This is a genomic window from Streptomyces sp. NRRL S-118 (assembly GCF_000716335.1).
Lineage (GTDB): Bacteria > Actinomycetota > Actinomycetes > Streptomycetales > Streptomycetaceae > Streptomyces.
Genome location: NZ_KL591014.1, coordinates 24,984 through 49,138, shown reverse-complemented (window position 1 = coordinate 49,138; position 24,155 = coordinate 24,984). Strand labels below are relative to the sequence as shown.

Sequence of the window (24,155 nt, the reverse complement as noted above, 5' to 3'; positions counted from 1 at the left end):
CTGCCGCGCGCCCCGCGCGCGGCTCCTGAACAGGCCCTGTCGCACCCGCGGCGGGGCCTTCGCCATATCCGCAGCACCCTTCACCTGAGGAGTTCCCATGCCTGCCAACAACGGAAGCCAGATCCGCGTCGCCGGCACCGGCCGCATCCTGGTCGCCGGCACCGGCGCCACCGCCCCGGCCGCGCCGAAGAACACCACCGAGGAGTGGGCCACCGGCTGGACCGAGCTCGGCTACACCAGCACCGACGGCATCAAGTTCAACAAGAAGGACAAGATCGACCCGGTCGACACCTGGCAGTCCGTGAGCCCGGCCCGCTTCATCTACTCGGACCGCGACCTGACCGTGAAGTTCCAGCTGCTGCAGTTCAACAAGGACACGCTGCCGTTCTTCATGGGCGGCGGCGCGGTCGCCGCGGTGACCGGCATCACCGACACCTACACGTACGCGATGGGCGCCGAGCCGCAGAAGGACGAGCGCCAGCTCGGCATCGAGTTCAAGGACGGCTCGGACGTCACGTACCGCTTCATCATCCCGCGCGGTCAGGTGACGGAGACCGAGGAGATCTCCCTCACCCGCACCGGGGCGCTGAAGCTCGGTGTCACCTTCACCGCCCTCGCCGCCGAGGGCAGCTCCACGCTCGCGACCTGGATCATGAAGGACAAGTCGTACGCGTAAGGGCGCGGCGCTCCCCCGGCGCCGGTCCCTCCCCCACGCCGGTGTCCGGCGCGCGGTCCCCTGTGGCCGCGCGCCGGGCGCCGGCGCCTTCGTTTCCCCGCCTCATTCCTCAAAGGAGCCCACGCATGTCCTCCTTCAACGTCAACGCCGCCCGCGCCCAGCGCCTGGAAGCCCTCGGCCGTGCCTGGAGCTTCGAGCTCGACGACCAGACCTTCCAGCTGCCGACGGAGCTGTCCCGCTCCACCGCCCGCAAGCTGCGCGAGCTCGACGACAACGACGTCGACGGGCTGCTGCGGCTGCTGCTGGGCGAGCAGCAGTACGCCCGCTTCGACCGCCTCGATGTCACGATGCAGGACATCGCGGCGATCCTGGAGGCGTACGGCAAGGAGACGGGGCTCGGCCTGGGGGAAGGCTGAGCCTCGGCGTGCTCGTCGAGGAGCACGCCGAGGCCCTGGAGGCCGACCTGCTGCGCCACTACGGCGTGGACCTGCTCGACTGGCACCGCGGCCGGCTCTCCTCCCGCCGGCTCGCGGTGCTCGTCCGGCACATGCCGCGCGACAGCGCGCTCGCGCGCGCGCTGCACGGCGAGGCGGCGGAGTGGGGAGTGAGCGACTACCTGCTCGCCGCCGCGGTGGACCATCTCGCCGAGTCCAACTGGATGTTCGCCACGGTCAACCAGGACGAGGACGCGGAGGCACTGGAGTACCCGAAGCCGGTGCCGCGGCCCGACGGCGACGGCGGGGAGGCGGAGGAGTCCGCCCCGCCGGAGAGCGGGCCGGCGACTCCGGGCCCGGCCGAACTCAGCCGCTTCTTCGCCTGATCCGGGTCCTGATCCCCGACGCCGATCAATGCCCCGGCCCTGCCCCCGGCCCCAGGTCCGCGAGACCCCTCAGAGCCCCGCCATCAGCGCAAGGGCAAGAAATCCGCAGAGCGCCCCGGCGACGGCACAGAAGAGGGCCAGCACCACGGTCATGACCCCTCCGAGCGGCACGACGATCACAGTCGTGGCGAATGTGGTGGCGACCTTCGGATCGTCCTTGCGGTAGCGGAGCAGGGCCGTGGACCCGACCTTCGGCGTGTCGAGGGAACCGGTGCGCCCCACGTACGCAACGTGCGTCGCACCGTCCGGCGTCGTGAAGCGGTACGAGTGGCGTGTGCCGCCGGTCCCCACACACGTGCCTTTCACGGTCGCACTGGCCGCCATGTCGCGCCGGGCCCCGCGCAGCACCGCTACGCCCTTTCCGGCGACCATCCACGCGCCCCACAGGAACAGCAGGGCCACCGATCCGGAAACAGCCCCGAGAAGAATATTCATTCCCCGCCATTTTCAGTCGACAGCGACCATCGCTAATCGACGGATTATAGCACGCCGGGATCCCGAAAGGAAGAGGGCGATATGGGCACTCCGCCAGAGAAAGAAACCCAGAAGGAAAAGAAGAAGAAAGACGACAAGGATTTTCTCGACCAGGCCGTAAAATTCCTCAAGGACCACATAGACACCTTCGGCGTCAAGAACTCCGAATTCACAATCTTCAAGAGCGAGGTCAACGCGCTGACCGCCGCGGTCAACGCCATCAAGCCCGAGGCCAATGCCGCCGTGGCCACGTTCAACGGCTTCAATGCCGAGGCCACCCTGGTGAAGGCCGAGTGGACCAAGTGGGACCTCGCGCAGATCGCCGAGGACAAAGCCCTCGACATGCGGGGCATGTCGCCGGAGAAGCTCAAACTTCACGCCCAGGCCGCCCTGGACCTGGCGAAGGAGCTCCGCCCGCACGTCCAGCGTTTCATGGACCAGTACCCGAGAGAGCGTTCCGGCGCGATGAGGGACACCGCCCGGGACCACGGCCAGCGGATCCAGAATGTGGAGCGGTACATCCGTGGCCTTCGCAATCGGACAGCCAATTCCGTGGCGCCGACGCGTCGGGCCGAGCCGGTGAACGTGGGGAACGTCCAGGCGGTGGCCAGCCATCTGAACCACCTGGAGCGCCGCATCAACAACCTCATCACCGCCATCGGATGACGAAGAAAGCCGCGTATCCCCGCGGAAAGGAATGACGATGTCTCTGGTCAGTTCCCTGAACAAGGCCGCGGGTTCACTGCGCGGCCTGCGCTCGAACGCCGACTCGGCGTCGAAGCAGATGGGCGGGCTCAAGCGATCGGTCGAGCAGGCCGCCTCGCCGCTGAACCGCATGAAGACCACCGCGGGACAGGCCGACACCGCCCTGTCCAGGATCAAGGGCGGCAGCGACAAGGCGTCCGCCGCCATGAGCAAGGTCAAGGGCGGCGCCGACAAGGCCGGCTCCTCCCTCGGCAAGCTCCGGACCTCCGCGAACAACGGCAACAGTGCCGTCGGCAAGCTCCGGACCGGCCTGAACAACGCCAACACCTCCTTCGGCAAGGCGAAGGGCGGCACCGACAAGTTCAAGACCTCCCTCGACAAGCTCAAGGGCTCCGCCGACAAGGCCAAGAACGCCCTGCGGGACGTCAAGCGACAGGCCGACGCCGTCGAGAAGTCGGTCGGCAAGGCCGGCAAGAACGCCGACAAGACCGGCAAGACCATGGGCGGCGGGCTGGCCAAGGGCCTGAAGGGGGCGAGCCTCGCACAGCGAGGGCTCAACCTGGTGATGGCCGCCAACCCGTTCGGCCTCATCATGGCGCTGCTCGCGCCGCTCATCGCCAAGTTCGTCAACGTCGACAAGATCGTCTCGGTCGTCACCAAGGGCTTCAAGTCCGGCATGAAGGCGATCCAGAGCGCGGTCTCGACAGCGATCGGGGTCATCACGCCGATCCTCAAGGGCATCGGCAACGTCATGCTCGCGCCCTTCCGGGCCTTCGCCACCGCCGTCAACACCATCATCGGCGCGCTCAACGGGTTCAAGGTCTCGATCCCGGGCTGGGTGCCGGTCTTCGGCGGCAAGAGCTTCTCCATCAGCCTGCCGAAGATCCCCATCCCCCACCTCGCCAAGGGCGGCGTCGTCCAGCCCCGCAACGGCGGCACCCTCGCCGTGATCGGTGAGGCCGGCGAGCACGAGGCCGTCATCCCGCTCAGCAAGCTGGAGCGCATGATCGGCCCCGGCGGCAGCCGCGCCCAGATCGCCCGGCTCGCCGAGGCGGTCGAGCGGCTCGCCGAGCGGCCCGTCCACGTCCAGGTCGACGGCCAGACCATCGCCCGCGCCGTGATCGCGGGCCACCGGCAGCTCGCCCGCCGCTAGACCGGCCGCCCGGCCCGCCGCGAAGGACCGGGGCCCTCGCCGGCCTCGCACACCCCGCGGCACCGGAACCCCCGGCTTCGTCGGCCCCGGTGCCCGGCGGCTCCCGTACCCCACGCCCCCGGCGGCGGCCCGGCCCCCCCCGGCCGCCCTCCGGGGCCACCGCCATGCCCTCGGCCCCGTAGCCATGACCAAGGAAGGAGGCACGTCCCATGCCAAGGAATCTCTGGGTCGGCCTGCCCGGACAGCTCCGGGAGATCAGCCAGGCGGCCACCGCCTTCGAACGCGGAGCGGACCTCGGTGTCTCCCAGTTCACCTCGCTGAGCGGCCAGATCACCACGATCGCGCCCAAGCGAGCCCCCCGCCGGATCAAGCTCACCTTCGACCGGCTCTCGCAGGACGACGCGGCGCACCTGGACCGGCTGGCCCGCCGCATCGACGGGCCCGGCCCCGTCGACCTGCTCGACCCGGTGGCGCGCAACCTGCTCGACCCGCTCCAGGCGGAGGGGCGCATCGCGTCCAGCTCCCCGTACAACGTCTGGTACACCTCCGTGAGCGGCAGCGGCAGGCTGGAGCTGTCGACGGCCGCCGGGGCGCTGCCCCAGACGTACGTCTGGAAGGCGGAGACCACCACGGCGCAGCTCAACTGGCAGCGCCGGCCCCGGGCCGGCTTCCCCGTCTCGCCCGGCATGCGGGTGCGGTTCACCCTGCCGAAGTCGTGGCGGGTCGGCCCCTGCGCCACCCGCCTGCACTGGCGGGACGCGGCGGGCACCTATCTGTCGTCCGCGGCCGACACCGGGCACACCCTCGTGGCGACGGTCCCCGCGGGTGCCGCGCTGGTCACCCCTTCGGGGGTCGCCGGCGAGATCGGGACGTACGGTCTCGACGGTGCCGTGCTGACCATCGACGACGACCACGTGCCCACCGCCCCGGTGAACCTGCTGCCCGCCGAGCAGGCCGCCGGCAGGGGCCCGCTCACGCAGTGGTCGGCGACGGGAATCACCCTGTCGACGGACGCCTCGGGGTACGCGGTCGCCTCCCTGGCCGCGTCCACCACCGGAACGCTGACCTTCGTCAACGGCACCCAGAAGGGGCACGCGCTGCCGCCCGGGGCGGGACTGGTCGGCCTGGTGCTGCCCGCGGCGGTCCGCAGCCGCGCCCAGAGCTGCGCGCTCACCTTCCACGACGCCGCCGGCGCGTCCCTGGCAACCGTCACCGGCTGGTCCCCGGCGGCCGTGCCGGCCGGCGCCACCCACGTCTCGGCCACCGTGTCGTTCGCCTCGGCGGCCACGGCGTTCCAGTCGCGGATCGGCCCGGCGAAGCTGCTGCACATCGACCCGGCGGTGCCCCAGCTGCCCGGCGACGGGTGCCCGGTGATGGCCGTCACGGCCTACACCGACTCCCCGGCCCGCCCGCTGCCGTACCGCAACGTCTCCATCGAGCTGGCGGAGGTGGCCGGTGCGAGCAACTGACGAGAAGCTGACCGGCACGCTCCAGTCCGGCTCGCGCGTCACCGACCACACCACCCGCCTCGGCGGCCAGGACGTGTCCGAACAGGTCCAGTCCTGGCAGCTGGAGCGCAGCTACAGCACCGACCTGCCGGACGCCATGCGCGCGTTCTCCGGCAGCTCGTCGGCGCAGTTGCAGCTCCAGCTGTCCGGCACCGGCGGCAAGTCGGCGCCCGCGCTGTACTCGCCGTGGGCGCCGCGCTCGACCGGTGACATCGCCCGCCCCGGCCAGTCCGTGGTCCACCTGTACGGCACCGACGCCGGCGTCCTGCCCGCCTTCCGCGGCACCCTGCGCAACCGGTCCGCCGCCTCCGGCACGGACACCGTGCAGCTGACGGCGCTCGACGGCGCTGAGCGGCTGCACGGTCCCGCGGAGCTGCCCAAGCCGTACGCCGGCTTCTACTGGCGGCGTCCGGTGGCCACCGCCACCTGGTGCGTCGACGAGCTGCTGCGGCAGGCGGGCGTCCACTCCTGCCCGCCGCCGCGCTACCCGGAGTTCGACCCGGCCGCGCCGCTCACCCTGGTGTACGCCTCGCTGCACGGCGGGTTCGCCGCGACCTACGGCCAGCCGGAGGTCGTCCCGGATCCACGGCATTACAGCTGGACCCGGCAGGGCGCCCCGCACGAGATGGCACTCGTGCCGCACGCCGCCGCGCCGGACACCAACGCGATGACCGCCACCTGGTTCCCCCGCAGCCGGGTGACCGTTCCGGGCAGCCGGCTGTTCGCCGAGGCATGGGTGAACAGCGCGGTCGGATTCGGCAGCTCCGTCGTCCTGGAGCTGGACCTCAACCGCACCGGCACCCAGACCGGCCGGCTGCGGCTGGCCGTCGACTTCTCGACCGGCCAGGTGTTCATGCACTCCGGCACCCGGGAGGGCAGCGGCTACTACTACACCTGGGACATCCCGGCGCTCAAGGAGAAGCCCGGCGTCTGGCACATCGGCGGCCTGTTCGACACCACGTCGACCGGGACGACCGTACAGCCGACCGTGCAGCCCTTCCTGACCGCGCCGGACGGGACGCACCACCCGTGCAACCCGGCGACCTTCTCGCACCCCTACGCCGAACAGCCGGCCGCCGAGCTGTACCAGCTGCGGCTGGTGACGCAGCTCGCCGCCGAGGCGGTCCAGCTCACCAGCGGGCTGGCCGCCGCGCCCACGGCCGCGGAGTTCGCCCAGAGGACGTGGGTCAAGGAAGCCGAACTGGACGACGCGATCCTCCCGCTGTACGCGGTCCCGCGGGTGTCCGGATCCCAGTGGGACGTGATCACGCAGATCGCCAAGGCGAGCATGTCGACGGCCGAGTTCGACGAGCGGGGCGTCTTCCACTGGCGCAACTACACGCGCTTCGCGAAGCCCCCGACATCGCCCGACCTGACCCTGACCTCGGTACGGGACATCGCGGCTCTCACCGTCACCGAGGAGATCGACGCCTGCCGCAACTACTGCGTCCAGCCGTTCAAGGACTGGTCGTCGGTGAAGGTCACCAACGGTACGGCGTACAACGACACCGCGGTGCGCGAGGTGCCCGGCAACAGCTCGGTGACGCTGAAGTACGTACTGGCCGACGAGGAGTTCGACGTCGGTCCGCCGAACGTCGACGACGACCAGAGCGTCGCTCCCGGCTTCTCGGTGCGCTTCGCGGCCTCCAACGCGGCCGGCGCGGACGCCGTCAAGGGAGCCGTGGACATCCTCGCGCGGCGGGAGGAGGGATGCCTCGTCCTGCGGTTCACCAACCGCACCGGCCGGCGCCTGTACACGGTGACGGAGGACGGCAAGCCCTCCGTCCACATCCAGACGCTCAAGCCGTCCACCGAGGCGGTCGAGCGGCAGGCGACCTCGTGGATCTCCGGCAGCACGAGCGAGAAGTACCACGGACGCCAGGAGTTCTACGCCGAGGCCAGCGACTGGATACAGGACTACCGGGCGGCGCAGGAACTCGCCGACGCGATGCGGGTGGCGGGTCAGTACCCCGTGCCCGTGCTCGGCGAGGTGGAGGTGCTGTACGACCCGCGCATCCAGCTCGGTGACGTCGTACGCGTCGTGGACTCCACCGGGGCCGCCCTGGACACCCTCGCCTGGGTCGTCGGGATCAAGACCGGCTCCACGGCGGCCGGAACCGTACAGCAGACCCTGACCCTGCGCGGCACCAGGACGAACGGCATTCCGGCGGACGCCGGACTGACGCCCGACACCGCCTCCGACCGCAGCCCCCTGGCGACCGGCGCCACCTACGCGGACGTCGCCGCCGCCCATCCCACGCTGGGAGACCTCGCCGACAGCGGTCTGACCTGGCGGCAGGTGAAGGAGAGCTCGCCATGACCGAGAACACCGACGACGCGACGGTCGAGGACGCCCTCGTGGCCGGGGACGTCCCCGTGCCCGAGGAGCCCGCGCCGCCGCCTGTCACCGAGGAGCCGGCCCCTGCCCCGGTGGAGATCATCACCGAGGCGCCGGGAGACCCGACCCACCCGGTCGGGGTGCTCCTGGAGGAACACCCCGCCACACCCGCTCCCCCGGCCCCCGTCCCGGGGGCGCCGGAGCCCGGACCCGAGCCCGACACCGCACCCGCCGTTCCCGTCTCCGGCGGAGGCCAGGAGGAGATCGCATGACCACCCAGTACACCCCGCTCAGCAACCTCCCCTACCCGCAGCCGAGCGACCCCGCCGACCTGCCCGCGCACCTCCAGTCGCTCGCCCAGTCGCTGGACGGGCGGGCGGTGCTGCGGTTCGCCACCGCCTCCGAGCGGGACACCAAGGTCGCGGCGCCGGTGGCCGGGATGGTGGCGTGGATCGCCTCGCCGGGGCGCCTGATGTACTACACGGGTTCGGCCTGGGCGCCCGTCGGTCCGGTGCCGGTCTTCCGGGTCAACCTCGACGGCGGCAGCACCACCAGCACCGCCTGGGCCGAGACCCTGACGGACGCCGTGGGCGACCCGATGAACGCCTCGTTCACCGTGCCCGCCTCGGGCCAGGTCATCATCACCGTGGGCTGCTACATGCACAGCACCTCCACCGGTGTCGGCTCCTACATGTCGGCGAACGTCCGCAACTCGGCCGGCGCCGTGGTGCTCCCCGCGTCCGACGACCGGGCGGCGCTGGTCAACACCCCCAACCGGTCCTCCGTGTCGACGCAGTTCCTGGTCAGCGGCCTGGCCGTGGGCACCACGCACACCGCCACCCCCGCCTACCGGACGGCCAACGCCAGCAGCACCGGCAACTTCGACACCCGGTTCATCCGTATCGACCCCGTGATGTGAGCCCCGCGGCCGCCGGCCCGCCCCAGGCGGGCCGGCGGCCCCCGGCCCGCCTCCGGGCCCGAACGCTCCGAGCGCTCCGAGCGCCTTGAACGCTCCGAACGCTCCCGAACGACGAGGAGACTCAGCGATGGCAGCTCCCCTCACCCCCGACCGGCTCCTCGCCGCCCTGCGCGCCGAGGGAGTGCGCGTCGTCGAACACCCCGGCTGGCGCACCCGCAACCGCAACCACAAAGGCGCCTGGGGCCCGGTGCACGGCGTGATCGTGCACCACACCGTCTCCAGCGGTTCCGCCGCCTCGGTCGCGCTGTGCCGCGACGGCTACGCGGCCCTGCCCGGCCCCCTCTGCCAGGCCGTCATCGACAAGGAGGGCAGGGTCCATCTGATCGCCAACGGCCGCGCCAACCACGCCGGGTCCGGCGACGGCGACGTGCTGCGCGCGGTCAGGGCGGAGACCGCCACGCCCCGCCCGGACTCCCAGGACACCGACGGCAACGCCCACTTCTACGGCTTCGAGTGCGTCAACCTCGGTGACGGCAAGGACCCCTGGCCGGCCGCCCAGCTGGACGCGATCGAGCGGGCCGCCGCCGCGCTCTGCCGGGCCCACGGCTGGTCCGCGGCCTCCGTGATCGGCCACAAGGAGTGGACCGCCACCAAGACCGACCCGCGCGGCTTCGAGATGGGCACGATGCGCTCCCGCGTCGCCGCCCGGCTCGCCACCGCCGCCCGGCCGGACCGCCCGGCCGGATCCGCCGGCCCCGGCACCCCGGCCGCCCCCCGCCACCAGCCCTTCCCCGGCTCGTCCTTCTTCACCTCCGCCACCAGCTCCCCGGTGATCACCGCCATGGGCCGCCGGCTGGTCGCCGAGGGCTGCTCGGCGTACGAGGTCGGCCCCGGCCCCCGCTGGTCCGAGGCCGACCGGCGCAGCTACGCCCGGTGGCAGCGCAAGCTCGGCTTCTCCGGATCCGACGCGGACGGCGTGCCGGGCCGCACCTCCTGGAACGCCCTGAAGGTCCCCTACACCCGCTGAGGAGTCCACCGATCATGACCGATGCCGCCAAGCGCACGGCCAGAACCATCCTCCAGTCCGCCGTCGGCATCGCCGTTGTGCTCCCCGCGATCGTGGACGCGTCCGGTGTCCCGGCCACCCTCCCCTGGGTCGCCGGAGCCCTGGCCGTCGCCGGCGCGCTGGCGCGGATCATGGCCCTGGAGGCCGTACAGAGACTGCTGCCGTCCTGGCTGAGCAGTGGATCACCGGGAGCCGCCGATGACCGAGACTGACCGGAACGACCCGGTGACCGTCGCCCTCGAGCTGGAACGGCTGCGCGGCACGCTGGAAGCCGGGTTCGCCCGCGCCGACGGCTCGCTGGCCCTGCTCGTCCAGCGCAGCGACCAGACCGACAAGCAGCTCGCCGACCACGAGGCACGGCTCGACGCGCTGGAGCGCACCCGCTGGCCGCTGGCCAGCGTCACGGCGCTCACCGCCGGCGCCGGCTTCGCCCTCGCCTTCTGGCAGGCGGCCGGCCGGTAGGAAGCCCGAAGGGCGGCCACCCCGTGCGTACGGGGTGACCGCCCTTCGGTCGATCAAGCTGCTCGCTTACTGGTTGTACGGACCGTAGTCGTAGTCCTCCAGCGGGACGGCCTGGCCGGAGCCCGTGCCGAACGGCGAGTAGTCGATGTCGTCGTAGCCGACGGCCGAGTACATCGCGGCCTTGGCCTCCTCGGTCGGCTCGACCCGGATGTTGCGGTAGCGGGACAGACCCGTACCGGCCGGGATGAGCTTACCGATGATGACGTTCTCCTTGAGGCCGATCAGGGAGTCGGACTTGGCGTTGATCGCCGCGTCCGTCAGGACCCTGGTCGTCTCCTGGAAGGAGGCCGCGGACAGCCACGACTCCGTCGCCAGCGACGCCTTGGTGATACCCATCAGCTGCGGACGGCCGGAGGCGGGGTGACCGCCCTCGGTGACCACACGACGGTTCTCGGACTCGAACTTCGACCGCTCGACGAGCTCGCCCGGCAGCAGTTCCGCGTCGCCGGACTCGATGATCGTCACGCGGCGCAGCATCTGCCGGATGATGATCTCGATGTGCTTGTCGTGGATCGACACACCCTGCGAGTTGTAGACCTTCTGGACCTCGCCGACCAGGTGGACCTGGACGGCACGCTGACCCAGGATGCGCAGCACGTCGTGCGGGTTGGTGGCACCCGCGGTGAGCTTCTGGCCCACCTCGACGTGGTCGCCCTCGCCGACCAGGACCTTGGCGCGCTTCGAGATCGGGTAGGCCGTCTCGTCGCTGCCGTCGTCCGGGGTGACGATGATCTTCTTCGTCTTTTCGGTCTCCTCGATCCGCACGCGGCCGGAGGCCTCGGAGATCGGGGCGACACCCTTCGGGGTACGGGCCTCGAAGAGCTCGACGACACGGGGCAGACCCTGGGTGATGTCGTCACCGGCCACACCACCGGTGTGGAAGGTACGCATCGTCAGCTGGGTACCGGGCTCACCGATGGACTGGGCGGCGATGATGCCGACCGCCTCACCGATGTCGACCAGCTTGCCGGTGGCGAGCGAACGGCCGTAGCAGTACGCACACGTACCGACCGCAGACTCACAGGTCAGGACCGAGCGGGTCTTGACCTCCTCGACGCCCGCGGCGACGAGCTGGTCGATGAGCACGTCACCCAGGTCGACGTTGGCCGGCGCGATGACCTTGCCGTCCACGACGACGTCCTCGGCGAGCATCCGCGCGTACACGGAGGTCTCGACGTCCTCCGCCTTGCGGAGCACGCCCGTCTCGTCCTTCGCCGCGATCCGCAGCTTCAGACCGCGCTCGGTGCCGCAGTCCTCCTCGCGGATGATGACGTCCTGCGAGACGTCCACCAGACGACGGGTGAGGTAACCCGAGTCGGCGGTACGCAGAGCGGTGTCGGCCAGACCCTTACGGGCACCGTGGGTGGAGATGAAGTACTCCAGCACGGACAGGCCCTCGCGGAACGACGCCTTGATCGGACGCGGAATGGTCTCGTTCTTGGCGTTCGACACCAGACCACGCATACCCGCGATCTGACGCATCTGCATCATGTTTCCGCGAGCACCCGAGTTGACCATCATGAAGATGGGGTTGGTCTTCGGGAAGTTGTCGTTCATCGCCTCGGCGACCTCGTTGGTCGCCTTGGTCCAGATCGCGATGAGCTCCTGCGTGCGCTCGTCCTTGGTGATCAGACCGCGCTCGTACTGCTTCTGGACCTTCTCGTCCTGCGCCTCGTAGCCCGCGACGATCTCCTTCTTCGCCTCGGGAACGACGACGTCGGAGATGGCGACGGTGACACCGGAACGGGTCGCCCAGTAGAAGCCGGCCGCCTTCAGGTTGTCGAGCGTCGCCGCCACGATGACCTTGGGGTAGCGCTCGGCGAGGTCGTTGACGATCTCGGAGAGCTGCTTCTTGCCGACCGTGTAGTCGACGAACGGGTAGTCCTCGGGCAGCAGCTCGTTGAAGAGCGCGCGGCCCAGGGTCGTCCGCAGACGGAACGAGTCACCCTGCTGCCAGGCACCGGCGCCGACGGAGTCGTCGCCGTCCTCCTCCACCGGCGGGGTCCAGCCACGCGGCGGGACGGTGCCGATCGGGAAGCGGATGTCGACCTTCGCCTGGAGCGAGAGCTCCCGGGCGTCGAAGGCCATGATCGCCTCGGCGGTGGAGTTGAACGCACGGCCCTCGCCGCGCACCTCGCGCTCCTCCTCGTCCGTGGTGAGGAAGAAGAGGCCCAGCACCATGTCCTGGGTCGGCATGGTGACGGGACGGCCGTCGGCCGGCTTGAGGATGTTGTTCGAGGACAGCATCAGGATGCGGGCCTCGGCCTGCGCCTCCGCGGAGAGCGGCAGGTGGACGGCCATCTGGTCACCGTCGAAGTCCGCGTTGAACGCGGTGCAGACGAGCGGGTGGATCTGGATGGCCTTGCCCTCGACCAGCTGCGGCTCGAAGGCCTGGATGCCGAGGCGGTGCAGCGTGGGCGCACGGTTCAGCAGCACCGGGTGCTCGGCGATGACCTCTTCGAGGACGTCGTACACGACGGTGCGGCCGCGCTCGACCATGCGCTTGGCCGACTTGATGTTCTGCGCGTGGTTCAGGTCGACCAGGCGCTTCATCACGAACGGCTTGAAGAGCTCCAGCGCCATGGCCTTGGGCAGACCGCACTGGTGCAGCTTCAGCTGCGGGCCGACGACGATGACGGAACGCGCCGAGTAGTCGACTCGCTTGCCGAGCAGGTTCTGGCGGAAGCGGCCCTGCTTGCCCTTCAGCATGTCGCTGAGGGACTTCAGCGGGCGGTTGCCGGGACCGGTGACCGGGCGACCGCGGCGGCCGTTGTCGAACAGCGCGTCGACGGCCTCCTGCAGCATCCGCTTCTCGTTGTTCACGATGATCTCGGGGGCACCGAGGTCGAGAAGACGCTTGAGGCGGTTGTTGCGGTTGATCACACGGCGGTACAGGTCGTTCAGGTCGGAGGTCGCGAAGCGGCCACCGTCCAGCTGCACCATCGGACGCAGGTCCGGCGGGATGACCGGCACGCAGTCCAGCACCATGCCCTTGGGGCTGTTGCTGGTCTGGAGGAACGCGGAGACGACCTTCAGGCGCTTGAGCGCACGGGTCTTCTTCTGGCCCTTGCCGGTACGGATGATCTCGCGGAGGCGCTCGGCCTCCTCCTCCAGGTCGAAGGACTCCAGGCGCTTCTGCAGCGCCGCGGCACCCATCGAACCGTCGAAGTACGTGCCGAAGCGGTCGCGCAGCTCGCGGTAGAGCAGCTCGTCGCCCTCGAGGTCCTGGACCTTGAGGTTCTTGAAGCGGTTCCACACCTCGTCGAGACGGTCGATCTCGCGCTGGGCACGGTCGCGCAGCTGCTTCATCTCGCGCTCGGCGCCCTCGCGCACCTTGCGGCGCACGTCGGCCTTGGCACCCTCGGCCTCCAGCTCGGCCAGGTCGCCCTCGAGCTTCTTGGCGCGGGCCTCGAGGTCGGCGTCGCGGCGCTGCTCGATCTGCTGGCGCTCGACGGAGACGTGGGCCTCCAGCGAGGGCAGGTCGCGCGTGCGGCGCTCCTCGTCGACGTACGTGATCATGTACGCCGCGAAGTAGATGACCTTCTCCAGGTCCTTCGGGGCGAGGTCCAGCAGGTAGCCCAGCCGGGACGGGACGCCCTTGAAGTACCAGATGTGGGTGACGGGAGCGGCCAGCTCGATGTGGCCCATCCGCTCACGGCGCACCTTGGCGCGGGTGACCTCGACGCCACACCGCTCACAGATGATGCCCTTGAAGCGGACACGCTTGTACTTGCCGCAGTAGCACTCCCAGTCCCGGGTCGGACCGAAGATCTTCTCGCAGAAGAGTCCGTCCTTTTCGGGCTTCAGGGTGCGGTAGTTGATGGTCTCCGGCTTCTTGACCTCGCCGTGGGACCACTGACGGATGTCGTCCGCGGTGGCCAGGCCGATCCGCAGCTCGTCGAAGAAGTTGACGTCGAGCACTATGCGTCAATCCCTCTCAGGGTTTGAGTCTCAATCATGGTCTGTACGGGTCCGGGGCAGGGCCGGGGCCTCACAGGGAGGCCCCGACCAGACCCGTCAGACCTCTTCGACGCTGCTCGGCTCGCGCCGGGACAGGTCGATACCGAGCTCCTCCGCAGCGCGGAAGACGTCCTCGTCAGTGTCGCGCATCTCGATGGACATGCCGTCCGAGGACAGCACCTCCACGTTGAGGCACAGGGACTGCATCTCCTTGATGAGCACCTTGAAGGACTCGGGGATGCCGGGCTCGGGGATGTTCTCGCCCTTGACGATGGCCTCGTAGACCTTCACGCGACCGGTGACGTCGTCGGACTTGATGGTCAGCAGCTCCTGGAGGGCGTACGCGGCGCCATAGGCCTCCAGCGCCCACACCTCCATCTCACCGAAGCGCTGGCCACCGAACTGAGCCTTACCACCCAGGGGCTGCTGGGTGATCATCGAGTACGGACCGGTCGAGCGGGCGTGCAGCTTGTCGTCGACCAGGTGGTGGAGCTTGAGGATGTACATGTACCCGACCGAGATCGGGTCCGGGAACGGCTCGCCGGAGCGGCCGTCGAACAGCCGGGCCTTGCCGGACGGGAGCACCATGCGCTCGCCGTCGCGGTTCGGGATGGTGTGCTGCAGCAGACCGGCCAGCTCGTCCTCACGCGCACCGTCGAAGACGGGGGTGGCGACGTTGGTGCCGGGCTCGACCTGGTCGGCACCGATGGCCTGCAGGCGCTGCGCCCACTCGTCCGCGAGGCCGGAGACGTCCCAGCCGCGGCTGGCGAGCCAGCCGAGGTGGATCTCCAGGACCTGTCCCGGGTTCATTCGGGACGGGACACCCAGCGGGTTGAGGATGATGTCGACCGGGGTGCCGTCCTCCAGGAACGGCATGTCCTCGATCGGCAGGATCTTGGAGATGACGCCCTTGTTGCCGTGACGGCCGGCGAGCTTGTCACCGTCGGTGATCTTGCGCTTCTGCGCGACGTACACGCGCACCAGCTGGTTCACACCGGGGGGAAGCTCGTCGCCCTCCTCGCGGTCGAAGACGCGGACGCCGATGACCTTGCCGGTCTCGCCGTGCGGCACCTTCAGCGAGGTGTCACGGACCTCACGGGCCTTCTCACCGAAGATCGCGCGGAGCAGGCGCTCCTCCGGGGTCAGCTCGGTCTCACCCTTCGGGGTGACCTTGCCGACGAGGATGTCGCCGGCGACGACCTCGGCACCGATCCGGATGATGCCGCGCTCGTCGAGGTCGGCGAGGACCTCCTCGGAGACGTTCGGGATGTCCCGGGTGATCTCCTCCGGGCCGAGCTTGGTGTCACGGGCGTCGACCTCGTGCTCCTCGATGTGGATCGAGGAGAGGACGTCGTCCTGCACGAGGCGCTGCGACAGGATGATCGCGTCCTCGTAGTTGTGACCCTCCCACGGCATGAACGCCACGAGCAGGTTCTTGCCGAGGGCCATCTCGCCGTTCTCGGTGGCCGGACCGTCGGCGAGGACCTGGCCCTCGACGACGCGGTCGCCCTCGGAGACGACGACCTTCTGGTTGACCGAGGTGCCCTGGTTGGAGCGGGCGAACTTGGCCAGGCGGTACGTGATGTACGTGCCGTCGTCGTTGGCGACGGTGATGTAGTCCGCGGAGAGCTCCTGGATCACACCGTCCTTCTCGGCCTTGACGACGTCGCCGGCGTCGGTGGCACAGCGGTACTCCATGCCGGTGCCGACGAGCGGGGCCTCCGCCTTGATGAGCGGAACGGCCTGGCGCATCATGTTCGCGCCCATGAGGGCACGGTTGGCGTCGTCGTGCTCGAGGAACGGGATCATGGCGGTCGCGACCGACACCATCTGGCGCGGCGAGACGTCCATGTAGTCCACGTCGTCGGGCGCGACGTAGTCGACCTCACCACCGCGGCGGCGGACCAGGACGCGGCTCTCGGCGAAGCGGAGCTCGTCGGTCAGCGGCGCGTTGGCCTGGGCGATGACGAAGCGGTCCTCCTCGTCGGCGGTCAGGTAGTCCACCTCGTCGGTGACCTGGCCCTCGACGACCTTGCGGTACGGCGTCTCGACGAAGCCGAACGCGTTGACGCGGCCGTACGAGGCGAGCGAACCGATCAGACCGATGTTCGGGCCTTCGGGGGTCTCGATCGGGCACATGCGTCCGTAGTGGGACGGGTGCACGTCACGAACCTCGAAGCCGGCCCGCTCACGGGACAGACCACCCGGGCCGAGCGCGGACAGACGACGCTTGTGCGTCAGCCCGGACAGCGGGTTGTTCTGGTCCATGAACTGCGACAGCTGGCTGGTGCCGAAGAACTCCTTGATGGAGGCGACGACCGGCCGGATGTTGATCAGGGTCTGCGGCGTGATCGCCTCGACGTCCTGGGTGGTCATGCGCTCGCGGACGACGCGCTCCATACGAGCCAGACCCGTGCGGACCTGGTTCTGGATGAGCTCGCCGACGTTGCGCAGACGACGGTTGCCGAAGTGGTCGATGTCGTCGGTCTCGACGACGATCGTGGACCCGTTCTCGCCGACGGTCTCGGTCTCGCCCGCGTGGAGCTTGACCAGGTACTTGATCGTCGCGATGACGTCGTCGACGGTCAGGACGCCGGCGTCCAGCGGCTCGTCCGCACCGAGCTTCTTGTTGACCTTGTAGCGGCCGACCTTGGCCAGGTCGTAACGCTTCGGGTTGAAGTAGAGGTTCTCCAGAAGCGTCTGGGCGGCCTCGCGCGTCGGCGGCTCGCCCGGGCGCAGCTTGCGGTAGATGTCGAGCAGCGCGTCGTCCTGGCCCTGGGTGTGGTCCTTCTCCAGGGTGGCGCGCATGGACTCGTACTCGCCGAACTCCTGCAGGATCTGCTCGGTGGTCCAGCCGAGCGCCTTGAGGAGGACGGTCACGGACTGCTTGCGCTTGCGGTCGATGCGGACACCGACCATGTCGCGCTTGTCGATCTCCATCTCCAGCCAGGCACCCCGGGACGGGATGATCTTGGCGGAGAAGATGTCCTTGTCGGACGTCTTGTCGATGGAGGAGTCGAAGTACACACCCGGCGAGCGGACGAGCTGCGACACCACGACACGCTCGGTGCCGTTGATGACGAAGGTGCCCTTGTTGGTCATGAGCGGGAAGTCGCCCATGAAGACCGTCTGGGACTTGATCTCGCCGGTCTCGTTGTTGGTGAACTCGGCCGTGACGAAGAGCGGCGCGGCGTACGTGAAGTCGCGCTCCTTGCACTCGTCGATCGAGTTCTTCGGAGGCTCGAAGCGGTGGTCGCGGAAAGTCAGCGACATCGACCCGGAGAAGTCCTCGATCGGCGAGATCTCCTCGAAGATCTCCTCCAGACCGGACTTGGTGGGGACGTCCTGTCCGGATTCCAGAGCCGCCTCGACACGAGCCTTCCACGCGGCGTTGCCGAGCAGCCAGTCAAAGCTCTCGGTCTGCAGCGCGAGGAGGTTCGGAACCTCGAGGGGCTCCTTGATCTTTGCAAAGGAGATGCGCAGCGGGGCGGTGCTTGCGCCGTTGTTCGTATTCGCGGTCGAGGCGTTGCGCGAGGCGGCCAAGAGGGGGTCCTTCCGAGGGCTCGGACTCACTACGCGCGTACCGGTCCCTCGCAGCGCACGGAGACAGACGTTCCCGATTCGGCCAAAAAGCCTGGTCAGGGCATTCGGTCAACTGTGCTCTTGCGAGAGTATGCCCCTGGTGACGGGCAGGAGGCAGCTAACAGGCAGCGCAAAGGGTCAGTGTAGCCACTTGGCCCACTGATGTCCAGGGCGAGTAATTCGCGACCCTCGTTGTTCTCAACTCCCGCTGACACCTCGCGCTGTCGGCGCACATCGATACTGCCCGTTCGTCCGTCGATCCATGCCTCGGATCCGGATCGTTGTGACGACGCGTCCTGAGAATCGCGCGCTGCGTGCGGTTCGTCAAGGCCCCCGGTCGAGCGGGGCGCACGGCGAAGATCACCATACTCTGCGTGGAGCTCAGCGCAAGGCAGGCGTCCCGGAGACGCCGAAGGGCGACCACCCGGTTGGGTGATCGCCCTTCGAAGCGCCCTGACGGGCGCTGAGGTGAGTCAGGAGACTCGAAAGGTCACTTGACCTCGACGGAGGCGCCGGCGGCCTTGAGGGACTCGGCAGCCTTGTCCGCGGCCTCCTTGTTGACCTTCTCGAGGACCGGCTTCGGGGTGCCGTCGACGAGGTCCTTGGCCTCCTTCAGGCCCAGGGAGGTCAGCTCACGCACGACCTTGATGACCTGGATCTTCTTGTCGCCGGCGCCGGTGAGGATGACGTCGAACTCGTCCTTCTCCTCGACGGCGGCGGCACCCTCGCCACCACCCTGGGCAGCGGCGGCCACGGCGACCGGGGCGGCGGCGGTGACGTCGAACTTCTCCTCGAACGCCTTCACGAACTCGGAGAGCTCGATGAGGGTCATCTCCTCGAACTGCGCGAGCAGGTCTTCCTGAGACAGCTTCGCCATGATGGCGGTCCTTCCACTAAATCGGCTGGTGCCGGGTGTACATGTGAGGCGGGCGTACGTTGGGCCCGCTACGACCCGCGACGCGTCAGGCGGCGCGGATCACTGCGCGAGCCGAATTACTCGGCACCGCCCTGCTCGGCCTGCTTGGCACGAAGCGCCTCCGCGGTGCGGACGAACTTCGAGGGAAGCGCCTGGAAGAGCGCGGCAGTCTGGGACTGCTTGCCCTTCATGGCGCCCGCCAGCTTGGCGAGCAGAACCTCGCGGGACTCGAGGTCCGCAAGCTTCTTGATCTCATCGGCGGAGAGCGCCTTGCCTTCAAGGACACCGCCCTTGATGATCAGGTTCGGGTTCTCCTTGGCGAAGTCACGAAGACCCTTCGCCGACTCCACCGGGTCACCGGTGATGAAGGCGACAGCCGTCGGACCAGCGAACTGGTCGTCCAGCGTCGTGATCCCGGCCTCGTTGGCCGCAATCTTGGTCAGCGTGTTCTTCACCACGGCGTACTGGGCGTTCTCACCGAGCGAACGGCGCAGCTGCTTGAGCTGTGCCACGGTGAGACCGCGGTACTCGGTCAGCACGGCGGCGTTCGAGCTGCGGAACTTGTCCGTCAGCTCGGCAACCGCAGCAGACTTGTCGGGCCTCGCCATGAGCCTCGGCCTCCTTCCGGGTGATTCGGACCGCGTGGGCTGAAGGAAGGAGACTGGGCAAAACGAAACGCCCCGGCGCAGGCGCACGGGGCGTGACTCGACCGGGCGCGCTCGTCGAGGAGCGGAGTCCGGGAGTTACATCCACAGTCACCTGCGCGGGTCGTCCGCAGCTAGCGGATCCTTCGGCCGCCACGCCCCTCGCGAGGGCACGGCAACGACCAGCGGTCTTTGGCTTCCGTGGAAGAGTACGCGAACGGCACGCCGTCGAGCAAATCGGTCCGGACGGGTGACGCGGCCGGGGTGGCCGGGTGGGCTCCGCCCCGCGGTCCCGGACACCGCCGAGGCCGTACCCCGGGCCGGCAGGGCACCGCACGCCCGCGTCCGGGCACGGTGGCCGACCGGCCCGGGGCCGCCCGGAGACGCCGGGAGACGCCCGCGAGCGCCCCGTCCGGCCGTCACGAGGCGCAGGCGGCCCGCCAGCCGGCCGGCCTGCCCCGGGAACGCAGAAGCGGCCCCCGCCGCTCCGGAGAGCTGCGGGGACCGCTTCGGTGCGCGTACGCGTCCGCGACCGCGGCTGCCGTGAGGATCAGACGGCGGCCGGGTCCTCCTCGACGAGGAGGTTGCGGGTGCGGTTGGCGTCCAGCGGGATGCCGGGGCCCATCGTGGTGGTCAGGGTCGCCTTCTTGATGTAGCGGCCCTTCGCGGCCGACGGCTTCAGACGGAGGATCTCCTCCAGCGCCGCGGCGTAGTTCTCCACCAGCTTGGTCTCGTCGAAGGAGACCTTGCCGATGATGAAGTGCAGGTTCGAGTGCTTGTCGACGCGGAACTCGATCTTGCCGCCCTTGATGTCGGTGACGGCCTTGGCGACGTCCATCGTGACGGTGCCGGTCTTCGGGTTCGGCATCAGACCACGGGGGCCGAGGACGCGGCCGAGGCGGCCGACCTTGCCCATGAGGTCCGGGGTGGCGACGACGGCGTCGAAGTCCAGACGGCCCTTCGCAACCTCGTCGATCAGTTCGTCGGAGCCGACGATGTCGGCGCCCGCGGCCTCCGCGGCCGCAGCACGGTCACCGGTCGCGAAGACCAGGACCCGGGCGGTCTTGCCGGTGCCGTGCGGAAGGTTCACGGTGCCACGGACCATCTGGTCGGCCTTGCGCGGGTCGACACCCAGGCGGAAGGCGACCTCGACGGTGCCGTCGAACTTGGTGGTGGCGGTGTCCTTGGCGAGACGGACGGCCTCGAGGGGGGCGTAGTTCCGCTCCCGGTCGACCTTGGCGTCCGCGCCGCGGAGTGCCTTGCTGCGCTTCACTGCTTCTCCTGGAGGTGGTTCAGGTGTGGAGTTGTGGTCCGGGCCAGCGCGTGGCCCTCCCACAGGTCAGACGGGGCTGATCAGCCCTCGACCGTGATGCCCATGGAACGGGCGGTGCCGGCGATGATCTTCTCGGCGGCGTCCAGGTCGTTGGCGTTCAGGTCGGGCATCTTGGTGGTGGCGATCTCGCGGACCTGGTCGCGCGTGAGCTTGGCGACCTTGGTCTTGTGCGGCTCGCCGGAGCCCTTGTCCACACCAGCGGCCTTGAGGATCAGCTTGGCGGCCGGCGGAGTCTTGGTGACGAAGGTGAAGGAACGGTCCTCGTAGACCGTGATCTCCACCGGCACGACCATGCCACGCTGCGACTCGGTCGCGGCGTTGTAGGCCTTGCAGAACTCCATGATGTTGACGCCGTGCTGACCCAGCGCGGGGCCGACCGGCGGAGCCGGGTTGGCCGCACCGGCCTGGATCTGGAGCTTGATGAGCCCCGTGACCTTCTTCTTCTTGGGAGGCATTGCTCTCTCCGGGTCCTAGTGAGAGTTTTCCAGCCGACCGTCCGGATCATCCGGATGGAGGCATACCGCACAACGATAACGGGTATGGCTGCGCGGCCAAAAACCGAGCAGGTCAGAGCAGCTGCGACAGCTGATCTGACCTGGCCGGAAACCTGTACGGGTTAGTTCTTCTGGATCTGGTCGAAGCTCAGCTCGACCGGGGTCTCGCGGCCGAAGATCTCGACGAGGCCCTTGACCTTCTTCGAGTCGGCGTTGATCTCGTTGATGGTGGCCTGCAGCGTGGCGAACGGGCCGTCGGTGACGGTGACCGAGTCGCCGACCTCGAAGTCCAGGACCTGGACCTCGACCTTGCGGGCCGGAGCCGGCTTGCCCTCGGCCTCGGCGGCCTCACGGGCGGCCTTCTCCTCGGCCTCCGGGGCGAGCATCTTGACGATCTCGTCCAGGGTCAGCGGGTACGGGTCGTAGGCGTTGCCCACGAAGCCGGTGACGCCGGGGGTGTTGCGGACGACGCCCCAGGACTCGTTTGTCAGGTCCATGCGGACGAGCACGTAGCCAGGCAGCTTGTTCTGCTTGACGTTCTTGCGCTCGCCGTTCTTGATCTGGACGATCTCTTCCTCGGGGACCTCGGCCTGGTAGATGAAGTCCTCGACGTTCAGCGAGACCGCACGCTGCTCCAGGTTCGCCTTCACGCGCTTCTCGTAGCCCGCGTAGGTGTGGATCACGTACCACTCGCCGGGCAGGCCGCGCAGTTCCTCGCGCAGGGCGGCGACCGGGTCGACCGGGGCCTCGGGCTCCGCGGCCTCCTCCTCGGCGGCCTCGTCCGCGTCCTCGTCCTCGGCGGTGTCGGCGGCCTCGGCGTCGCCCTCGTCCTCGACGGCCTGGTCCGCGTCCTCGTCCTCGACGTGGAGCGCGGCTTCCTCGGCCGCCTCGTCGGCAGCGGCGTCCGCAGCTTCCGCCTGGTCCTCGTCGGCCGCCTCGACGACGTCGAGCTCGTCCTGGGCGGACTCGTTCAGGTTCGGGTCAGACACGGTGGCTGCTTCTTCCTGGATACAGATGGGGTGGAACATGCGAAAAGGGGCGCCGGGGTGGGCGCCCTCCGCGGGAATCAGCCGAAGACGTACTTGACTGCTTCCTGGAAGCCGAGGTCGATCACGGTCACGAGACCGATCATGACGACGACGAAGATGATGACGACGGTGGTGTACGTCGACAGCTGGCTGCGCGTGGGCCAGACGACCTTGCGCAGCTCCGCGATGATCTGACGGTAGAAGAGCGCGAGACGGCCCAGCGGGCCCTTCTTTCCGCGCTTACCGCCCTTGCGGTTCTTCTTGCGTGCTTCGTCTTCGGCATCAGGCATGTCGATGGAGCCTACGGCGTCCGTCACGTCTCTCACCTGATTCCGGGTCGGCCGTGCCGCGCCCGGGTGGAGCCGCACGGCGGTGCAATGAAGTACATACCTGCGCACACATCCTGGCGGTGTGTGTAGCAGGGCCGGAGGGACTTGAACCCCCAACCGCCGGTTTTGGAGACCGGTGCTCTACCAATTGAGCTACGACCCTTTGTGGTTCTCCCCCAACCTACCGCATCCATGGAGGTGGTCGGTGAGGGCCAACGAGCAGAGAGTGTACGTGGTCAGCGGCGCCGCGTCGAACAGATAGCCCCGGACACTACCGCGGTACGACCCGTCGGCCGGGTCCTGGAGCCGCGGCGCAGCGGCTGACGACCCGTTCGTCCGTACGGCGAAACCTGTGTGCCGCGCCTCTCCTGGGTCTGGGACGATGGGCCGCATGAGCGCTGCAACCTCTCCCTCCGAGCGCCGGGTCTCCGCCCGCATCGGCGCGATCTCCGAGTCCGCGACCCTCGCCGTCGACGCCAAGGCCAAGGCCCTCAAGGCCGCCGGGCGCCCGGTGATCGGCTTCGGCGCGGGTGAGCCCGACTTCCCGACGCCGGACTACATCGTCGAGGCCGCGATCGAGGCCTGCCGGAACCCGAAGTACCACCGCTACACGCCGGCCGGCGGCCTGCCCGAGCTCAAGGCCGCCATCGTCGCCAAGACGCTGCGCGACTCCGGCTACGAGATCGAGGCCTCTCAGGTCCTGGTGACCAACGGCGGCAAGCAGGCGATCTACGAGGCCTTCGCCGCGATCCTGGACCCGGGCGACGAGGTCATCGTCCCGGCTCCGTACTGGACGACCTACCCCGAGTCGATCCGGCTCGCGGGCGGTGTCCCGGTGGAGGTCGTCGCCGACGAGACCACGGGCTACCGGGTGTCGGTGGAGCAGCTGGAGGCGGCCCGTACGGAGCGGACCAAGGTCGTCCTCTTCGTCTCCCCCTCCAACCCGACCGGCGCGGTCTACAGCCAGGCCGACGCCGAGGCGATCGGCCGCTGGGCCGCCGAGCACGGCCTGTGGGTGCTGACGGACGAGATCTACGAGCACCTGGTGTACGGCGACGCCGCCTTCACCTCGCTGCCGGCGCTCCTGCCGGAGCTGCGGGACAAGTGCATCGTCGTCAACGGCGTGGCCAAGACGTACGCCATGACCGGCTGGCGCGTGGGCTGGATCATCGGCCCGAAGGACGTGGTGAAGGCCGCGACGAACCTGCAGTCGCACGCCACGTCGAACGTGTCGAACGTCGCGCAGGCCGCCGCGCTCGCCGCCGTCTCCGGCAGCCTGGACGCGGTCGCGGAGATGCGCACCGCGTTCGACCGGCGCCGCAAGACGATCGTGCGGATGCTCAACGAGATCGACGGCGTCGTCTGCCCGACGCCGGAGGGCGCCTTCTACGCGTACCCGTCGGTGAAGGGGCTGCTCGGCAAGGAGATCCGCGGCAAGCGCCCGCAGACCTCCGTGGAGCTGGCGGCGCTCATCCTGGACGAGGCCGAGGTCGCGGTCGTCCCCGGCGAGGCGTTCGGCACGCCGGGCTACCTGCGCCTGTCGTACGCGCTGGGTGACGAGGACCTGGTCGAGGGCGTCTCGCGGATGCAGAAGCTGCTGGCGGAAGCGCGCGACTGAGGGTCGACGC

22 protein-coding genes and 1 tRNA gene are annotated in these 24,155 nt (G+C 69.2%); 13 read left to right on the top strand and 10 right to left on the bottom strand.

What is annotated here, in order from left to right; translation table 11 throughout:
- The first annotated feature begins 97 nt into the window (after positions 1 to 97).
- From IH00_RS0123115 to IH00_RS0123105, 3 genes are all read left to right on the top strand, one after another.
- Positions 98 to 676: a phage tail tube protein gene (locus IH00_RS0123115; RefSeq protein WP_031076629.1), complete on the top strand. Its 579-nt coding sequence runs from the start codon at positions 98 to 100 to the stop codon at positions 674 to 676.
- Positions 677 to 801: 125 nt separating this feature from the next.
- A complete protein-coding gene (locus IH00_RS0123110) occupies positions 802 to 1,092 on the top strand; it encodes a hypothetical protein (protein WP_031076625.1) in 291 nt (96 codons plus the stop codon).
- 65 nt (positions 1,093 to 1,157) lie between these two features.
- A complete protein-coding gene (locus IH00_RS0123105) occupies positions 1,158 to 1,496 on the top strand; it encodes a hypothetical protein (protein WP_031076624.1) in 339 nt (112 codons plus the stop codon).
- Between the two features lie 69 nt (positions 1,497 to 1,565).
- Here the strand turns inward: IH00_RS0123105 and IH00_RS0123100 are convergent, their stop codons facing one another.
- Complete coding sequence (locus IH00_RS0123100; RefSeq protein WP_031076623.1) at positions 1,566 to 1,958, bottom strand: hypothetical protein; 393 nt, start codon at positions 1,956 to 1,958, stop codon at positions 1,566 to 1,568.
- A gap of 114 nt (positions 1,959 to 2,072) precedes the next feature.
- Between IH00_RS0123100 and IH00_RS0123095 the strand changes: the two genes are divergently transcribed.
- The 9 genes from IH00_RS0123095 to IH00_RS0123055 all read left to right on the top strand — a co-directional run bounded on the left by IH00_RS0123095 (position 2,073) and on the right by IH00_RS0123055 (position 10,181).
- Positions 2,073 to 2,696, top strand: a complete 624-nt coding sequence (locus IH00_RS0123095; protein ID WP_031076621.1) for a hypothetical protein — start codon at positions 2,073 to 2,075, stop codon at positions 2,694 to 2,696.
- A 37-nt stretch (positions 2,697 to 2,733) separates the two neighbouring features.
- On the top strand, positions 2,734 to 3,888 hold the full coding sequence (locus IH00_RS0123090; RefSeq protein WP_052411581.1) for a hypothetical protein: 1,155 nt from the start codon (positions 2,734 to 2,736) through the stop codon (positions 3,886 to 3,888).
- A gap of 209 nt (positions 3,889 to 4,097) precedes the next feature.
- Positions 4,098 to 5,357, top strand: a complete 1,260-nt coding sequence (locus tag IH00_RS0123085; protein ID WP_031076617.1) for a hypothetical protein — start codon at positions 4,098 to 4,100, stop codon at positions 5,355 to 5,357.
- Positions 5,344 to 7,716, top strand: coding sequence for a hypothetical protein (locus IH00_RS0123080; RefSeq protein ID WP_031076615.1), 2,373 nt, complete (start codon positions 5,344 to 5,346; stop codon positions 7,714 to 7,716). Before IH00_RS0123085 ends, IH00_RS0123080 begins: the two co-directional genes overlap by 14 nt.
- Positions 7,713 to 8,006 (top strand): hypothetical protein, encoded by a 294-nt coding sequence (locus IH00_RS0123075; protein WP_031076613.1) that lies wholly within the window; start codon positions 7,713 to 7,715, stop codon positions 8,004 to 8,006. The genes IH00_RS0123080 and IH00_RS0123075 overlap by 4 nt, the downstream gene beginning before the upstream one ends.
- The gene (locus tag IH00_RS0123070) at positions 8,003 to 8,653 is read left to right on the top strand and encodes a hypothetical protein (protein ID WP_052411580.1); all 651 of its coding nucleotides are present in this window, start codon (positions 8,003 to 8,005) and stop codon (positions 8,651 to 8,653) included. Before IH00_RS0123075 ends, IH00_RS0123070 begins: the two co-directional genes overlap by 4 nt.
- Before the next feature lie 127 nt (positions 8,654 to 8,780).
- Positions 8,781 to 9,680 (top strand): peptidoglycan-binding protein, encoded by a 900-nt coding sequence (locus IH00_RS0123065; RefSeq protein WP_031076609.1) that lies wholly within the window; start codon positions 8,781 to 8,783, stop codon positions 9,678 to 9,680.
- 14 nt (positions 9,681 to 9,694) lie between these two features.
- Positions 9,695 to 9,931, top strand: coding sequence for a hypothetical protein (locus IH00_RS0123060; RefSeq protein WP_031076608.1), 237 nt, complete (start codon positions 9,695 to 9,697; stop codon positions 9,929 to 9,931).
- Positions 9,918 to 10,181 carry a hypothetical protein gene (locus IH00_RS0123055; protein WP_031076606.1) on the top strand — a complete coding sequence of 88 codons (264 nt, stop codon included), beginning with the start codon at positions 9,918 to 9,920 and terminating at the stop codon, positions 10,179 to 10,181. The genes IH00_RS0123060 and IH00_RS0123055 overlap by 14 nt, the downstream gene beginning before the upstream one ends.
- 66 nt (positions 10,182 to 10,247) lie before the next feature.
- Here IH00_RS0123055 and IH00_RS0123050 read toward each other — a convergent pair whose 3' ends face one another.
- From IH00_RS0123050 to IH00_RS0123010, 9 genes are all read right to left on the bottom strand, one after another.
- Positions 10,248 to 14,162: a DNA-directed RNA polymerase subunit beta' gene (locus tag IH00_RS0123050; protein ID WP_031076605.1), complete on the bottom strand. Its 3,915-nt coding sequence runs from the start codon at positions 14,160 to 14,162 to the stop codon at positions 10,248 to 10,250.
- A 96-nt stretch (positions 14,163 to 14,258) separates the two neighbouring features.
- The gene (gene rpoB / locus IH00_RS0123045) at positions 14,259 to 17,744 is read right to left on the bottom strand and encodes a DNA-directed RNA polymerase subunit beta (RefSeq protein WP_031076602.1); all 3,486 of its coding nucleotides are present in this window, start codon (positions 17,742 to 17,744) and stop codon (positions 14,259 to 14,261) included.
- 529 nt (positions 17,745 to 18,273) lie between these two features.
- Positions 18,274 to 18,660, bottom strand: coding sequence for a 50S ribosomal protein L7/L12 (rplL, locus tag IH00_RS0123040; RefSeq protein WP_031076601.1), 387 nt, complete (start codon positions 18,658 to 18,660; stop codon positions 18,274 to 18,276).
- A 116-nt stretch (positions 18,661 to 18,776) separates the two neighbouring features.
- On the bottom strand, positions 18,777 to 19,307 hold the full coding sequence (gene rplJ, locus IH00_RS0123035; protein ID WP_031076599.1) for a 50S ribosomal protein L10: 531 nt from the start codon (positions 19,305 to 19,307) through the stop codon (positions 18,777 to 18,779).
- 586 nt (positions 19,308 to 19,893) lie between these two features.
- A complete protein-coding gene (gene rplA, locus IH00_RS0123030; protein WP_031076597.1) occupies positions 19,894 to 20,616 on the bottom strand; it encodes a 50S ribosomal protein L1 in 723 nt (240 codons plus the stop codon).
- Positions 20,617 to 20,696: 80 nt separating this feature from the next.
- Entirely contained in the window at positions 20,697 to 21,131 is a 435-nt protein-coding gene (gene rplK, locus IH00_RS0123025) for a 50S ribosomal protein L11 (RefSeq protein ID WP_031076594.1), read from the bottom strand.
- 161 nt (positions 21,132 to 21,292) lie between these two features.
- Positions 21,293 to 22,159 (bottom strand): transcription termination/antitermination protein NusG, encoded by an 867-nt coding sequence (gene nusG / locus IH00_RS0123020; RefSeq protein WP_031076592.1) that lies wholly within the window; start codon positions 22,157 to 22,159, stop codon positions 21,293 to 21,295.
- Positions 22,160 to 22,236: 77 nt separating this feature from the next.
- Positions 22,237 to 22,515, bottom strand: a complete 279-nt coding sequence (gene secE / locus IH00_RS0123015) for a preprotein translocase subunit SecE (protein WP_031076590.1) — start codon at positions 22,513 to 22,515, stop codon at positions 22,237 to 22,239.
- Between the two features lie 102 nt (positions 22,516 to 22,617).
- Positions 22,618 to 22,690, bottom strand: a tRNA-Trp gene (locus IH00_RS0123010).
- Between the two features lie 228 nt (positions 22,691 to 22,918).
- On the opposite strand from IH00_RS0123010, the gene IH00_RS0123005 reads away from it, so the two are divergent.
- Positions 22,919 to 24,145 carry a pyridoxal phosphate-dependent aminotransferase gene (locus IH00_RS0123005; protein WP_031076588.1) on the top strand — a complete coding sequence of 409 codons (1,227 nt, stop codon included), beginning with the start codon at positions 22,919 to 22,921 and terminating at the stop codon, positions 24,143 to 24,145.
- The last annotated feature ends 10 nt before the right edge of the window (positions 24,146 to 24,155 follow it).